General features: G+C 61.5%; 11 protein-coding genes. 6 read left to right on the forward strand and 5 right to left on the reverse strand.

What is annotated here, in order from left to right:
- The first annotated feature begins 71 nt into the window (after nucleotides 1–71).
- Nucleotides 72–1,568 carry an NAD-dependent succinate-semialdehyde dehydrogenase gene (locus HZ993_RS06005; RefSeq protein WP_245213833.1) on the forward strand — a complete coding sequence of 499 codons (1,497 nt, stop codon included), beginning with the start codon at nucleotides 72–74 and terminating at the stop codon, nucleotides 1,566–1,568.
- A 40-nt stretch (nucleotides 1,569–1,608) separates the two neighbouring features.
- A complete protein-coding gene (locus HZ993_RS06010; protein WP_209396345.1) occupies nucleotides 1,609–1,839 on the forward strand; it encodes a hypothetical protein in 231 nt (76 codons plus the stop codon).
- Between the two features lie 27 nt (nucleotides 1,840–1,866).
- Here HZ993_RS06010 and HZ993_RS06015 read toward each other — a convergent pair whose 3' ends face one another.
- From HZ993_RS06015 to HZ993_RS06025, 3 genes are all read right to left on the reverse strand, one after another.
- Nucleotides 1,867–2,184 (reverse strand): hypothetical protein, encoded by a 318-nt coding sequence (locus HZ993_RS06015; RefSeq protein WP_209396346.1) that lies wholly within the window; start codon nucleotides 2,182–2,184, stop codon nucleotides 1,867–1,869.
- A gap of 93 nt (nucleotides 2,185–2,277) precedes the next feature.
- A complete protein-coding gene (locus HZ993_RS06020; RefSeq protein WP_209396347.1) occupies nucleotides 2,278–4,641 on the reverse strand; it encodes a TIM-barrel domain-containing protein in 2,364 nt (787 codons plus the stop codon).
- Between the two features lie 44 nt (nucleotides 4,642–4,685).
- Entirely contained in the window at nucleotides 4,686–6,317 is a 1,632-nt protein-coding gene (locus HZ993_RS06025) for an alpha-amylase family glycosyl hydrolase (RefSeq protein WP_209396348.1), read from the reverse strand.
- Between the two features lie 248 nt (nucleotides 6,318–6,565).
- Between HZ993_RS06025 and HZ993_RS06030 the strand changes: the two genes are divergently transcribed.
- Both HZ993_RS06030 and HZ993_RS06035 read left to right on the forward strand, forming a co-directional pair.
- Complete coding sequence (locus HZ993_RS06030; protein WP_209396349.1) at nucleotides 6,566–9,352, forward strand: alpha-1,6-glucosidase domain-containing protein; 2,787 nt, start codon at nucleotides 6,566–6,568, stop codon at nucleotides 9,350–9,352.
- A 109-nt stretch (nucleotides 9,353–9,461) separates the two neighbouring features.
- Entirely contained in the window at nucleotides 9,462–9,836 is a 375-nt protein-coding gene (locus HZ993_RS06035) for a hypothetical protein (protein ID WP_209396350.1), read from the forward strand.
- A gap of 33 nt (nucleotides 9,837–9,869) precedes the next feature.
- Here HZ993_RS06035 and HZ993_RS06040 read toward each other — a convergent pair whose 3' ends face one another.
- Nucleotides 9,870–10,346: a GNAT family N-acetyltransferase gene (locus tag HZ993_RS06040; protein WP_209396351.1), complete on the reverse strand. Its 477-nt coding sequence runs from the start codon at nucleotides 10,344–10,346 to the stop codon at nucleotides 9,870–9,872.
- A gap of 82 nt (nucleotides 10,347–10,428) precedes the next feature.
- On the opposite strand from HZ993_RS06040, the gene HZ993_RS06045 reads away from it, so the two are divergent.
- Together HZ993_RS06045 and senA are read left to right on the forward strand one after the other, a co-directional pair.
- Nucleotides 10,429–11,250, forward strand: coding sequence for a class I SAM-dependent methyltransferase (locus tag HZ993_RS06045; RefSeq protein ID WP_209396352.1), 822 nt, complete (start codon nucleotides 10,429–10,431; stop codon nucleotides 11,248–11,250).
- On the forward strand, nucleotides 11,250–12,449 hold the full coding sequence (gene senA, locus HZ993_RS06050) for a selenoneine synthase SenA (protein WP_209396353.1): 1,200 nt from the start codon (nucleotides 11,250–11,252) through the stop codon (nucleotides 12,447–12,449). The genes HZ993_RS06045 and senA overlap by 1 nt, the downstream gene beginning before the upstream one ends.
- Before the next feature lie 572 nt (nucleotides 12,450–13,021).
- Here senA and HZ993_RS06055 read toward each other — a convergent pair.
- Nucleotides 13,022–13,948, reverse strand: coding sequence for an SOS response-associated peptidase family protein (locus HZ993_RS06055; RefSeq protein ID WP_209396354.1), 927 nt, complete (start codon nucleotides 13,946–13,948; stop codon nucleotides 13,022–13,024).
- Nucleotides 13,949–13,951 lie beyond the last annotated feature (3 nt).

The following is a 13,951-nucleotide window of genomic DNA, read 5'->3' on the forward strand; positions in this document are numbered from 1 at the left end:
AACATTGCACCCGGAGTTCGCTACAGTCAGCCCCCAAACACAATAAATCCTATATCCAAGAGACCCCATCCATGCCTACACATCTGCCCGGCCCCCTGGCCCTGCTCAAAGACCCCAGCCTCTTCAAAACCGACGCCCTGGTCAACGGCCAATGGCTGGCCGGCGCCAGCCGTTTTGACGTGCTGGACCCCGCCACTGGCGAAAAACTGGCCGATGTGGCCAACCTGGGTGCTGCCGACGCCGAAGCGGCCATCGCCGCCGCCAACGCCGCCTGGCCCGCCTGGCGCAGCAAGACCGCCAAGGAGCGCAGCACCATCCTGCGCAAATGGTTTGATCTGCTGATGGCCAACCAGGAAGACCTGGGCCGCATCATGACCGCCGAGCAAGGTAAACCGTTTGCAGAAGCCAAGGGCGAAGTGGCCTATGCGGCCAGTTTTGTGGAATGGTTTGCCGAAGAGGCCAAACGCATCAACGGCGAGACCCTGCCCCAGTTTGACAACAACCGCCGCCTGATGGTGATCAAACAACCGATTGGTGTGTGCGCGGCGATCACGCCGTGGAACTTCCCCCTGGCCATGATCACCCGCAAAGTCGCGCCCGCGCTGGCCGCCGGCTGCACCGTCATCATCAAACCTGCCGAACTGACCCCCCTGACCGCGCTGGCCGCGGCCGAACTGGCCCAGCGCGCCGGCATTCCCCCCGGTGTGCTGAACCTGCTCTGCGCCGACAGCAGCCAGTCCATCGCCATTGGCAAGGTTTTGTGCGCCAGTGATGTGGTGCGCCACATCAGCTTTACCGGCTCCACCGAAGTGGGCCGTATTTTGATGGCGCAGAGCGCACCCACGGTCAAAAAACTGTCGTTGGAGCTGGGTGGCAATGCGCCCTTCATCGTGTTTGACGATGCGAATATCGACAGCGCGGTGGAAGGCGCCTTTGCCAGCAAATACCGCAATGCCGGCCAGACCTGCGTGTGCACCAACCGCTTTTATGTGCAAGAAGGTGTGTACGACCAGTTTGTCGAAAAGTTTGCTGCCAAAGTGCGCACCGCCAAGGTCGGCAATGGTTTTGAGGACGGCGTCAACCAGGGCCCGCTGATCGAAGAATCCGCGCTGGAAAAAGTGCAACGCCACGTGGACGACGCCGTGGCCAAGGGCGGCCGCCTGGTGGCCGGTGGCAAGCGGCTGAAGGCGCTGGGTTCGGGCCAGTTTTTTGAACCCACCGTGGTGGCCGACGCCACCGCCGACATGTTGTGTGCACGTGAAGAAACATTTGGCCCTTTCGCCCCGGTGTTCAAGTTCAAGACCGAGCAGGAAGCCATTGACGCCGCCAACGACACCGAGTTCGGCCTGGCCAGTTATTTCTACAGCCGCGACATCGGCCGCATCTACCGCGTGGGCGAGGCGCTGGAGTACGGCATGGTGGGCATCAACGTGGGCATACTGGCCACGGAACATGTGCCCTTTGGTGGAGTCAAACAGTCGGGTCTGGGCCGCGAGGGATCACACTTTGGCATGGATGACTATGTAGAAATCAAGTACCTGTGCATTGGTGACATTCAGCAGGCCTGATTTTTTTGACACAACAGCAGTTGAACAAACGGGGGACGCCATGGCGCGACAGGACGATAAAGAACCCAATGTTTGGGTCACAGCGCTGAAGCTGGTGTTGGGCGCGGCGGTAATCATCGGCGGCGTGGGTTTTGCGCTGTGGATGGCGGCGCAGGGCCCTTCCTATTCACCTGCTTTGGAGCAGGCCAAGGAGGAAGTGCGGGCCAAGTCGCCCAATTCCACGAGCGACTCGTCATGGGGCATTTCCAAAGACTCACCCGTGCGCAAATAGGGCACTAACAGGCGGCTGGCGGCGCCCTTACAGCTTGCCGAAGCGCGACGGCGTGCCACCCAGGTGGTGTTTCTTGAACAGGGCCGTGATCTCGGCCATACATTCCTGGGCCACCTGCTCGCCCTGCGTGGCGGCCACCAGGTGCATCAGCTCGGGGCGCAAGAACCAGAGTTCGGCTATCTCGCGGGCGAAGTTGATTTTCATGTCCAGGCGAATGTGGTCGTCACCGCCGTACTCTTCCACCACCAGCAGCATGGCCTTGCGCACGCGCTCCAGCGCCACGTCAGCGGAGTCTGACGGTTCACTGCGGCCCAGGACGGCCCAAATGCTGCTTCGTATGCCCATTCCAACAACTCGGGTGTTTGGCACGCGCGGACGTACGCGGCTCGGGGCCTCATTGTGCACGCACCGCGCGACCCACCCATGACGGGAACAGGGTTAAAGATCGATAGGCGCGCTGGCAGCAGCTGCCAAACTACCGCCACTGAAGTTCCATGCAAACGGTGTCAGCGCCAGTGTGCTGCGCTGGTCACCCACCCGCAGTTGCAGGCTACTGGCACTGTCGTAACCCACCACCCGCAGGCGCAGCGGCTTCCAGCCTGTTTGCAGGGCGCTGACATCCAGCGTAAGCACATCGCCCGCACGGCTGGCCGTCAGGCGGTAGACGTTGCGCACGCCGCGCTGGTAGCCGTAGCTCAGGCCATCGTCTGCCACGTAGTCCAACGTGGCAGTGCCGGTGCTGCCCGCGCCGAGGATCACGTGCAGTTCGATGTCGGCCAGGTCATTGGCGGCCGTGGTGCGCACACCCACCTGCATGGGGACCAGGCTGCCTTCTTTCAGGTAAATCGGTGTGCTCTCGGTGTTGCTGGTGACATGGATGCCGCGGCCTCCCGCAAGGAAGTCACCCGTATTGACATCCATCCAGCGCCCAGTGCCAGGCAGGATCACATTGCGTTGCTGTTGGCCTTGTTGAACGAGTGGTGCCTGCAGGATGGCCGGGCCAATCAAAAACTGGTCGTCGATGCGGTCCAACTCCATGGCATCGGTATTGGCGTAGTCGTGGAACAGCGGGCGCATGACGGCCGTGCCGTTCTTCTCCTGGTCGTTCCACAGCTGGTACATGTAGGGCAAGAGCTTGTAGCGCAGCCGCACATGGTGGCGGATGACCTGCAGGGCCTCGGGGCCGAAGACCCAGGGCTCTTGGCGCGCGGTGCCAGCATTGGCGTGGTTGCGCATAAAGGGGAACAGGCAGCCGGCCTTGTACCAGGCGATGGCCAGCTCCTTGTCGGCATGGCTGCCGAAGCCGGGCACATCCGGTCCGTTGAACGGGATGCCCGACAACGCCAGGTTCATGCTGCAGTGGATGCTGGTGCGCAGGTGGTGCCAGTTGCTGTGGTTGTCGCCGGTCCACAGTGCGGTGAAACGGCTCGATCCCGTGTAGGCACTGCGCGCCAGCAAGAACGGACGTTCGTCCGGGCGCGCCGCCAGAAAACCGTCACGCGTGGCCTGGGCCATGCCGACCGCGTATTGATTGTGGTACGTCCAATGCGGCCAGGTACCGCGGTTGAACAGCATGTCATCCACCTCGGCAGCGCCGGTGCTGGGGTCGTTCATGTCCAGCCAGGCGCCGTCAAAGCCGGACTCGCGGAAGGCCTTGGAATATTTTGCCCACCAGTCGCGCCCTTCGGGCAGCGAATAGTCCGGGAACCAGGTGCGACCCGGCCACACAAAACCCACATACGGTTGACCCTCGGGGTTGTGGCAGAAGATGCCGGCGGCCGTGCCGCTCTCGGCCACTTCGTAGCCCTCTTCCACCTTTACGCCGGGGTCCAGAATAGGCACGATGCGGCGGCCATTGGCCTGCAGTTTTTTGAGTTCCGCGCCCAAGTCACCAAAGTGTTCGGGGCTGGTGGTGAAGACCTTGTAGCGGTCCATGTAGTCGATGTCCAGCCACAGGCCGTCGGCGGGGAATTCGTGTTCAGTAAACCCTGCATCCAGCGCGTTCAAATCCTTGGTGCCGGCGTAACCCCAGCGGCACTGGTGGTGGCCCAGCGACCACAACGGCGGCAGCGGCGTGGTGCCCACCAGACGCTGCAGACGCTGTGTAACGGATGCGGCGCTGTCACCGGCAATCACATAAAACGCCGGCACACCTTCATCCGCACCAAACCAGAAGGCGGGCGGTGCATTTTGGTCGTCCTTGCCGGAGAAGAACCAGTTGGAGCCCGTGTCCATAAACACCGCGCCGGGATGGTCTACCAGAATGCCGACCCAGCGCGTGCCATGGCGCACCAACAGGTAGGGCACGGCCGCGTATTGCGGATCGGCCTGGCCATTTTCAATGGTGTGCATGGCGTGGTCGGCCCACACGTCGGCATTCCAGAACTTGGTGCGTTTGCCGGTCTTCTCCAGGCCGGTGGTTTTTTCACCCTGGCCGAAGAAACGCATATCGGCATTGCGCGCAAACTGCACCAGCCAGGCACTGCCGCAGACGCCCACACTGGCACTGGCTACGCCGCTGAGCAGTTCAGCACCGTCGGGTGCGGTCAAAGCCAAGTGGCCAGTGGCGGAGATGCCGAGTTGGTACTGCGACGGATTGATTTTGAAGGCATCGTCATGCAACGGCAACACACGTGCATCCAGCGGCCAGCGCTTCGCATCATTCAACTCCAGATGGAACACGTCTTCACCCAAATCGCGCACCGAAGCTTGCACGGTTTTGGCGCCCACACTCAGCGTCTGGTTGGCATATGCGCTGGCGAAGGTGAAGTTGGACGGGTGGCGAATTTTGTTGAAGTACATGGTGGCGAAGCGTGTGAGGTTGAGGCTAAGGATAGAGCGTGTGTTTACGGTTGCAAGCGGTAGACCTGCACCGATTGGGCAGGCAGGCTCAGGCGGAGCCCGCCGCGGGCATTGGCGGCTACGGGCTTGGCTTTGGCGGGATAGGCAGATACAAGTGTTGCCATGGGCTGCAAGTCTTTGAGCGCGAGTTTGCTGGCCTTGGTGTCGTAGTTGACAACAACCAACGTGGTCTCCGCCCCCAGCGTGCGCCGGTAGGCCATCACCCCGCCCTGCACCACCGGCGCGTCATAACTGCCACTGGCAAGCGATGGCAAGGTGTTGCGCAAAGCAAGCATGCTTTTGTAAAACGACAACAAAGAGTTGGGATCGGCCAACTGCGCCGCCACGTTGTAACGCGCCACATTGGGTGCGATGGGCCGGAAGGGCTTGATGCTGGTGGTAAAGCCCGCGCCGCGCTTGTCTGACGTCCAGCTCATCGGCGCGCGCAGGGGCTCATCACCATCCAGCCCCTGGATGCCCGCCATACCAATCTCTTCTCCGTAGTAGATGAAGGGTGTGCCAGGTTGCAGCAGGTAGGACGCCGCAGCCAGCTTGTACTGCGCCAGGTTGCCACGCAACTGGTCCCACAACCGCGCACCGGCAAAGATGTCGTGGTTGGCGGCAAAAGTGGCCATGGTCTGCGGTGCGGAGGTGAAGTAGTCAGCCACGTAACGAATGGCCTTCTTGTCACCCTTGGCAGCCTTCACCAAGTTGCGCTCCAGCCCAAACGCAAAGGCGCTGCCGCAAATATCCGCCGCGGCATACACCTGCGGATTGGCCGTGGCCTCACACACCACATGGCGCTGCGAATACGCGGTGATCAGCGCGCGCAGCTCACCGGTGATACTGCGGCTCTCGGGCTGGTCGTTCCAGTCTTTGGCACTGTTTTCCACCAGGTGCGGCACGGCGTCCAAGCGGAAGCCGTCCAGCCCGCGGTTCAGCCAGAAACGCAGACTGTCCTGGTGGTAGGCCAACACGGCAGGGTTCATGAAATTGAAGTCCGGCATGTGTTTGCCAAAGGTGCCGAAATAGTGGCCCTTGTGTGTACGTGTCCACGGGTTTTTGCCCCAGATGTCCCAACCCTGGGGCGCATCTTTCTCCCACACAAACCAGTCGTAAAAGGGGCTGGCCGGGCCGTCTTTGAGCGCGCTGATAAACATGGGGTGGTGGCGGGCGCTGTGGTTGATGACGTAATCCATGACCACACCAATGCCGCGTGCGTGCGCCTGGCGCAGCAGTTCATCGAAATCCTCCAGCGAGCCGTAGGCCGGGTCTATGCCACGGAAGTCGGTGGTGGCGTAGCCGTGGTCGCCATCGGCGCTGGTGGTGATGGGCATCAGCCAGATGCCGGTGACTCCCAAGTCTTTGAGGTAGTCCAGTTGCTGGGTCAGGCCCTTGAGGTCGCCCACGCCGTCACCATCGCTGTCTTTGTAGGCGCGGACAAAGATCTCCATAAATGCACCGCGCTGCCAATTGGTTGGCAGTGTGCTGGGCTGGATGGCGGCCAGCACCGGGCTGGTGTCGATGGCAAAGCTGGCCGCGCCAAAGCACAGCCCGGCCAGCAACAGCGCAGACCGGGCAGCGCTACGCAACCCCCGTTGACATGCCACCCACTTGGCGGCAAAAGGCAGAACCATTGAAACCTCTTTGTAGTCAAACTACTTATAAATATTCAACCCGAAATGGTTAAATACCGTTGATTATTCAAACAATTTTACACAACTCTGAATGTTTATGTAACCATACTACCAAGTAAGATGGAAATCTTGTAGTAAAACACCGCGTACACCCCATCCCCAGTGAAAGATCGCCACACCAACAAGATTGCTATTACATTGATAGCGCATGAGGCATATTTCACGGGGGCTAGAACCCGATTTAACCTATGACACTTTCCCTCAACTGTCTTAACCGCCTGGTCAGCGGCTGCGTACTGGCTTGCACACTGGCGGCTGCTGGCAGCGGCGCAGCGGCTACTACGACCCCCTCAGCCGTGCTGGCTGCCTGCAACGCCAACAGCTTCCAGACCGTGCTGCACGCCGTGCCCAACTCTGCGCAGGCGAGCCCGCCTGCACCCCAGGCCGTGTGGCTGAGCCGGCAATTGCTGCAATGGCCCGGCGCCACCGCACAGGGGCGCTTTGCGCTGCACCACTCCAAAACCGGCCAGTTGCAGGCCGCCCCCGGTGTGCCCGTCACCGGGTCGGACGGCGCACCGCTGGCGCTCATGCTGCACACCAAACCGCTCCCGGCAAACATGGCCCAGCGTTTCGCCTACGTCAAACCCGGTACGTTGCTGGTGGTTCACACCGCGGACCTGCGGCGCCTGCACACGCTGCGCCAGGGCCAATTGCTGCTGGTGCAGGAAGATGCCAACGGCCGCGTACTGCAGGCCACACCCTTGCAACAGGCCGGCGCGTTGGACGATGCCTATGCCGCAGCAGCCCGCATCCCTGACCTGGGTGCCAGCCTGGGCGCGCGCCACACCCAGCTCAAGGTTTGGGCCCCTACCGCCCAGCAAGTCCACGCTTGTCTGTTTGACAGCGCGAATGGCGCCACCGTTGCAGTCCTCGCGCTGCAGCGCGATGTTTCCAACGGCGCCTGGCGCTACCGGCACGGCAGCAATCTGAGCGGTCACTACTACAGCTACCTCGTCGATGTGTTTGTGCCCGGCGTGGGCCTGGTGCGCAACCGTGTCACCGACCCCTATGCCGTCAGTCTGAACGCGGATTCGCAGCGCAGCTACATCGCCAACATGGGCGACGCCAAACTCAAGCCCGCCGGTTGGGACCAACACACCACACCACGGCGCGTCAAAGCACCCGTGGATATGGCCATCTACGAATTGCATGTGCGCGACTTCTCGGTAGGTGACGCCACAGTGCCCGAAGCCCAGCGCGGCAAGTACCTGGCTTTCACCCAAACCGAATCCAACGGCATGCGTCACCTCCGTGCACTGTCCAAAGCGGGCATGACCGATGTACACCTGCTGCCCATCTTCGACCTTGCCTCCGTGCCCGAACACGCCTGCACCACACCTGCCATCGCCACACCCGCGAAGGGCGACAGCGAAGCCCCCCAAGCCGCCAGCACGGCGATGGCGGCCAAAGACTGCTTCAACTGGGGCTACGACCCCCTGCACTTCAATGCACCCGAAGGCAGCTACGCCAGCGATGCAAACGACGGCGCCACGCGTATCAGAGAGTTGCGCCAGATGGTGATGGCCCTGCACGCTGCAGATTTGCGCGTGGGCATGGACGTGGTCTACAACCACACCAGCGCATCCGGCCAACACGCCCAATCGGTACTGGACCGCATCGTGCCCGGCTACTACCACCGGCTGGATGCCAACGGCGGCATTGAGCGCTCCACCTGCTGCGACAACACCGCCACCGAGAACACGATGATGGGCAAACTCATGGTCGACTCGGCGGTGCTATGGGCCAAGCAGTACCGCATCGACTCCTTCCGCTTTGATTTGATGGCACACCAGCCACGCGCCGTGATGGAGGCGCTGCAGGCGCGGGTGAACAAGGCCACCGGCCGCCACGTGAACCTGATTGGTGAGGGCTGGAATTTTGGTGAAGTGGCCAACGGCGCACGTTTTGTGCAGGCATCCCAACTGTCGCTCAACGGCAGCGGCATTGGCACCTTCAGCGACCGGGCGCGCGACGCGGTGCGCGGCGGCAGCGCGGGCGACAACGGTGAAGCCCTCATTCGCAGCCAGGGCTATACCAACGGCATGGTCTACGGCCGCAATGTGCTGTCCACCGCCACGCAGCAAGACCTGCTGCGCACGGCCGACATGGTGCGTGTGGGCCTGGCCGGGTCCATCCGCAATTTTGAGATGTTGACCCACACCGGCCAGCGCAAAAAACTCTCCGAAATCGACTACGCCGGCCAACCCGCGGGGTATACCAGTGAGCCGTCCGAAGTTGTGAACTATGTAGAGAACCACGATAACCAAACGCTGTATGACAACAACATCTTCAAGCTGCCCGTGGGCACCAGCACCGAGGATCGCGCACGGGTCCAGGTGCTGGCCATGGCCATCAATGCCTTCAGCCAGGGCGTGGCCTACTTCCATGCGGGCACCGAGATCCTGCGCTCCAAGTCGCTGGACCGCAACAGTTATGACTCCGGCGACTGGTTCAACCGGCTGGACTGGACTTTTCAAACCAACTTCTTCGGCACCGGCCTGCCACCCAAGGCCGACAACGCAGAGAGCTGGCCGCTGATGCGCCCACTGCTGGCCGATGCCAGCCTGCGCCCCACGCCAGCCGACATTGCGTTTACGCGCGATGCTTTCAATGACCTGCTGGCCATCCGCGCCAGCTCCACGCTGTTCCGGCTGCGCACGGCGGCCGACATCCAGCAGCGCCTAAGCTTTCCCAACACCGGCCCCACACAAAACCCTGTGGTGTTGGTGGGCCATCTGAACGGCCGTGGTTACGCCGGTGCAAATTTCCAGGAGCTGCTGTATTTCATCAATGTGGACAAGGTGGCGCACACCCTCACGCTGCCGGATGCGGCGGGCAAGGCATACCGCTTGCACCCGGTGCAGGCCGCCGCACACGCAGCCGATACGCGGGTACGTGACGGCGCACGGGTTCTCGGCACCACAGGGCAATTTACGGTGCCAGCGCGCAGTGCCGCCGTATTTTTCAGTCGATAGTGCAGTCGATAGTGGTTGGTGCCTTGCAGGTACCCTGGTGCAGTAGTGGCCGACTGATTCGCAGAAGAACTATCATTCCGCCAACACCACCACCCACATCCCACCTGCCATGCCCATCCTGTCCAAGACCCTGGTTGTTCTGTCCATCACACTCGCTATGGCTGGCCATGCCAGCGCACAGCAAACGACGGACGCCCCGATCAAGTCCAACCCTGGCCCCGTTGACAAAGTGGCCAATGCCATCAAGCGTGGCGCCAGTGCAGCAGCCACCGGCATTGAAAAGGGTGCGAGAGCGGCGGCCAGCGGTGTTGAGCGCGGTGTCAATGCTGCAGCCAAGGGCGTTGAGCGCGGCGCTGAAGCGACTGCGCGTGGCGTGGAACGCGGCGCCAATGCAACCGGCAAAGCTGCGAACAAAGTGGCCGACAAGATCGGTGGATCTTCCGATTCCGCCAAGAGCCCTGCTTCTGTGCCAGTAACGGACTAGCTTCACCCTGCAGGCGTGGTTTCAGCTTGCCGCCTACATGCACACCAGCTCAGCAACCATTTCTCCCTCTTCATCAATCTCCAACTCTCGAAAGCCAAAGCTGGCGTAAAAAGCCTGCGCCTGCTGGTTGCCTGGCACGTAGGAGATGAAAATGCGGCGCGCATCGCCACGGGATTGAATCTCGGCCAAGAGCAAGGCCAAGGCGTGGCGACCATACCCCTTTCCTTGGTGATCTGAGTCAATCATGAACCGCCAGATGCCGTACTCGCCGGGAGGTTCTTCACCAGGCTCAGGGTAGGCATACATCATGAAACCCACCGGCAGTTCGTCAACATACACCGCCCGTGTCGCCAGGCAGGGGAAGAGACTTGCCTCTGCAATGGAGTAGGAGTTGCTCGCAAGAAAATCGCGTTGATGGTCCAACAGGTTCAGGCCTGTAATGGCCTCAAAGTTTTCTCGCGTTACCGGGCGCAGTGTGATATTCATAAACGCAGATTGGATGTTGTGCATTGTGACCAAGGGGCGGAGAGTCTAACTGCTGCTGCGCGCACCCGCAGTGCAAAGGCCGGGCAGGATGCGGCACACTTGGGGCATGCCCGCAACAACACCCCCCTCCTGCGACTCTGGCGCCCAACTCCGCGCACTGTACGAACCCCAAGGCGGCACAGGGCAGATTTTTTCATCCAAGGTCAACGACTACGTCGCCTCGCGCCCCGACTACCCCGCAGCACTGTTTGATGCCTTGCGCACCAAATGCGACCTGCACCCCGGCGCAGAGGTGGCCGACATTGGCGCAGGCACCGGCCTGCTGACCCAGGGGCTGCTGGCACAGGGCTACGCAGTCACTGCCATAGAGCCCAGCGACAGCATGCGCGCTGCGGCCGACCACGCGCTGTCCCACCTGAAGGGCTACAGCAGCGCCAGCGGAACCGCCGAAGACCTACCCTTGCCCGCAAACTCCGTGGACCTGATCACCGCGGCACAGGCCTTCCACTGGTTTGACATTGCGGCGGCTCGGACCGAGTTCTTGCGTGTCCTCAAACCGCAAGGCCAGGTCGCGCTGATCTGGAATGACCGCTTGGGCGGCGACCCACTGCACACCGCACTGGACAGCATCTTTGCCCAGTACGGTGGTGCCAAGCGCGGTGCCATGCTGGCGCATGACGAACGCAGCCAGGTACCGGCCTTCTTCGGCACCCAGACGCCGCTGGTGCTGACCTGGCCGCACGCTCACCGTTTGAGCGAAGCAGGACTGTTGAGCCTGGTGTTCTCCCGTTCGTACATGCCGCCGCGGGACTCTGCCCAGGGGCAACAAGCCAGCCAAGACGTGCGCACGCTGTTTCAACAGCTCGCATCCGGTGGCACCGTCGCTGTGCGCTACACCACCGTAGCCATGTTGGGCAGGCCGGTGTGATGGACGCCGCACGGCAGCTGTCTGGCACCGCATTGGCACAGGCCCTGCGCGACAGCCGCCAGCAGACGCTGGCGGCTGTCCTCGATTTGAGCGCAGCACAGTGGAGCCCCCACCCGCAAACCGGCATCAACCCGGTTGCGTGGGAGCTGGCACACATCGCCTGGTTTGCAGAGTTCTGGATACTGCGCGGACCCCACCACCGTGACGCGCAGGGTTATGCACAGGCGCAGCATCCACCGCGGTTTGCCGGGCCCGATGCGCTGTTGGATTCGGCACGTCTGGCCCATGCCCGGCGCTGGACAGAACCCATGCCAACGCGCGAAGCGCTGGGCACCATGTTGCAAGACCAGCTGCAAGCCTGCCTGCAAGCCCTGCCAGATGCCGCTGACACGGCAGCCACCCTAAGCCACGACGCGCTCTACTTCCACCGCCTGGCACTGTTCCACGAAGACATGCATGGCGAGGCCTTTTGCTGGATGCGTGCCACCCTGGCTTACCCCGCCCCCGCAGGTATTGCGCTGCCGACGGTCACCGAACGCAGGAGCCTAAACGTGTCTGCGGCCGACGTCTGTTTGGGCTACCACGCAGGCGACCCCGGCTTTGCATTTGACAACGAGAGCCCGGCACACACCGTGCCATTGCAAACCTTTGCCATTGACAGCGCGCCCGTGTCCGCCATGGACTACGCCCGCTTTGTGGACGCCGGTGGCTACGACAACGCCCAATACTGGCCATCGCAGGCCGGTGCGTGGCGGGCACAGTCGGGCTGTGCACACCCGCAGCGCTGGCGTCGCACGGCCAGCAGCGGGTGGGAGATGCGCTGGTTTGACCAATGGTTGCCACTGCCACCCCATGCACCGGCCCTACACCTGAACGCATTTGAAGCCCAGGCCTATTGCCTGTGGGCCGGCAGACGACTGCCCAGCGCCGCCGAGTGGGAATACGCCGCGCGCACACAGCTGGACTTTGCATGGGGCCACAGCGTATGGGAATGGACGGCAGACAGCTTTGCGCCCTACCCGGGCTTTGCACCGGGCCCCTACCAGGAGTACTCACAGCCCTGGTTTGGCGGCGACCACCGCGAGCTGCGTGGCGGTGCATTTGCCACCCATGACCGCATGCACAACCCGCGTTACCGCAATTTTTTCCAGCCGCATCGTGCCGATGTGTTTGCGGGGTTTCGTACGGTGGCTTTGTAGGTCGGTGAAGTAACTGGCGTTGCGCGGCGCTATCGTGCAGCGTCTGTATGGGCCGCAGGGTTGGAGCCGGCAAGCCACGCTGGCCAAACACAGGCGGAAAGTAGCCACACCGTTGCCAGAAGTAGAACGACGCACGAAACGACAACTTCTGATGCGTGAGTCACGAAAACCAGGCTTAGGGTAGCCATGCAGGGAAATGCCATCAGCAATGTAACGACTATGCGCAGCAGTACGCTTGTGGCAACTCGCATTGGATAGAACGCAACAGACAAGTATCCAAGTGCAGCGACAAATCCGCCCAGCGCAGACGGAGCGACCCAGGAAAGGCTGATCGGCCTGGATGGCTCAACACTGGCGACGAACAGAGAAAGCATCACGGGTACCGCGATTACCACTCCACCGAGAGTCAAAGCAACGAGGCGAACAAGAATGGGCATAGGCTCCAACGATTGGCGTTTATCAGCCGCGATGCTATTCCATTGAAAACCACTGACAACTTACGTGACCGATAGACCATGGTAGACGGCTTACTGAACGACAAGCAGAACCCCACATCCCAGTATGCCCACCCTTCATGGCGCCAAACGGTGCTCATAATAAGGCCGCTCCCTATCCTCCAGGATGTCATACAGCGAGTCCAGATCGTTGGGGTCTGGGTCCAGCCAGGCATCGACGTTTTCTCGCTTGAGCGGGATGATGCAGCGGTCATGCCCCGCGGCCAGCACCTCGGCAGGTGGGTTATCGGTGATAAAGGCGAAGGAGTAGAGGTCGTCTTTGCCCGGCGCTGTCCAATGTGACCACAGGCATGCCACGTACAGGTTGTGCCCGGTGTGGGGTTTGAACTCCAATACAAGCTTTGCGCCGTCCGCACCCACCACGTATTCGTAAAAGGCGGTGACGATGGCAACGCCATGCGTGTAGCCAAACTGCTTGCGCCAGAAGCCGTCCAGGTTGTCCAGGCGGGCGTTGTAGGTGCCGGGGAATCGGGTGTCAAAGTTCTCGGGGCTTCCGGCCACCCTGCATTGGTAACGCATGGGCCGCACGATCTTTTTGCCGTCTTCCATGATCAGCACCGGCACGTAGTAGCCTGGGTACATTCTGGAATCGCCACTCTTGATGTCCGTCCGCTGCAGATCGGCCAGCTTTTCCAGTGCGCGTTCTATCTTGTTGGTGGCAATGCGCTTGTCATCCGTGGCCTTTTTTGTGGGCTTGGTTTGAAGGCATAGCTCGGCCTTGGCCAGCCTTTCGCGTTGCTCCACAATTTCTTGCCCCAGTTTGCTGACCTGCTGCGCCCTGTGTTGTTGTATGGCGTCTCGAATCCGTTGCATCTCGGTACGGGTGTCGGCAGCAAAAGCTGCGTCCATTCCGGGTGGGGTCTTGATGCGGTTGTCATAGAGTTTCATCCCGTACAGGTGGGAGAAGGTCTCGATGTCAATGTCTGCGCCAAACTGTTTGCAGTACTCGTCGTAAGACTCTTGAACTTGGGCGGAGTAACACATACG

Source organism: Rhodoferax sp. AJA081-3 (assembly GCF_017798165.1).
Classification (GTDB): Bacteria; Pseudomonadota; Gammaproteobacteria; order Burkholderiales; family Burkholderiaceae_C; genus Allorhodoferax.

What these genes read in the sequence shown, in the direction of transcription:
- HZ993_RS06015 (WP_209396346.1), bottom strand. Translation starts at nt 2,184, where the DNA reads ATGGGCATACGAAGCAGCATTTGGGCCGTCCTGGGCCGCAGTGAACCG.
- HZ993_RS06005 (WP_245213833.1), top strand. Translation starts at nt 72, where the DNA reads ATGCCTACACATCTGCCCGGCCCCCTGGCCCTGCTCAAAGACCCCAGC.
- HZ993_RS06035 (WP_209396350.1), top strand. Translation starts at nt 9,462, where the DNA reads ATGCCCATCCTGTCCAAGACCCTGGTTGTTCTGTCCATCACACTCGCT.
- HZ993_RS06045 (WP_209396352.1), top strand. Translation starts at nt 10,429, where the DNA reads ATGCCCGCAACAACACCCCCCTCCTGCGACTCTGGCGCCCAACTCCGC.
- HZ993_RS06025 (WP_209396348.1), bottom strand. Translation starts at nt 6,317, where the DNA reads ATGGTTCTGCCTTTTGCCGCCAAGTGGGTGGCATGTCAACGGGGGTTG.
- HZ993_RS06030 (WP_209396349.1), top strand. Translation starts at nt 6,566, where the DNA reads ATGACACTTTCCCTCAACTGTCTTAACCGCCTGGTCAGCGGCTGCGTA.
- HZ993_RS06055 (WP_209396354.1), bottom strand. Translation starts at nt 13,948, where the DNA reads ATGTGTTACTCCGCCCAAGTTCAAGAGTCTTACGACGAGTACTGCAAA.
- senA (WP_209396353.1), top strand. Translation starts at nt 11,250, where the DNA reads ATGGACGCCGCACGGCAGCTGTCTGGCACCGCATTGGCACAGGCCCTG.
- HZ993_RS06020 (WP_209396347.1), bottom strand. Translation starts at nt 4,641, where the DNA reads ATGTACTTCAACAAAATTCGCCACCCGTCCAACTTCACCTTCGCCAGC.
- HZ993_RS06040 (WP_209396351.1), bottom strand. Translation starts at nt 10,346, where the DNA reads ATGCACAACATCCAATCTGCGTTTATGAATATCACACTGCGCCCGGTA.
- HZ993_RS06010 (WP_209396345.1), top strand. Translation starts at nt 1,609, where the DNA reads ATGGCGCGACAGGACGATAAAGAACCCAATGTTTGGGTCACAGCGCTG.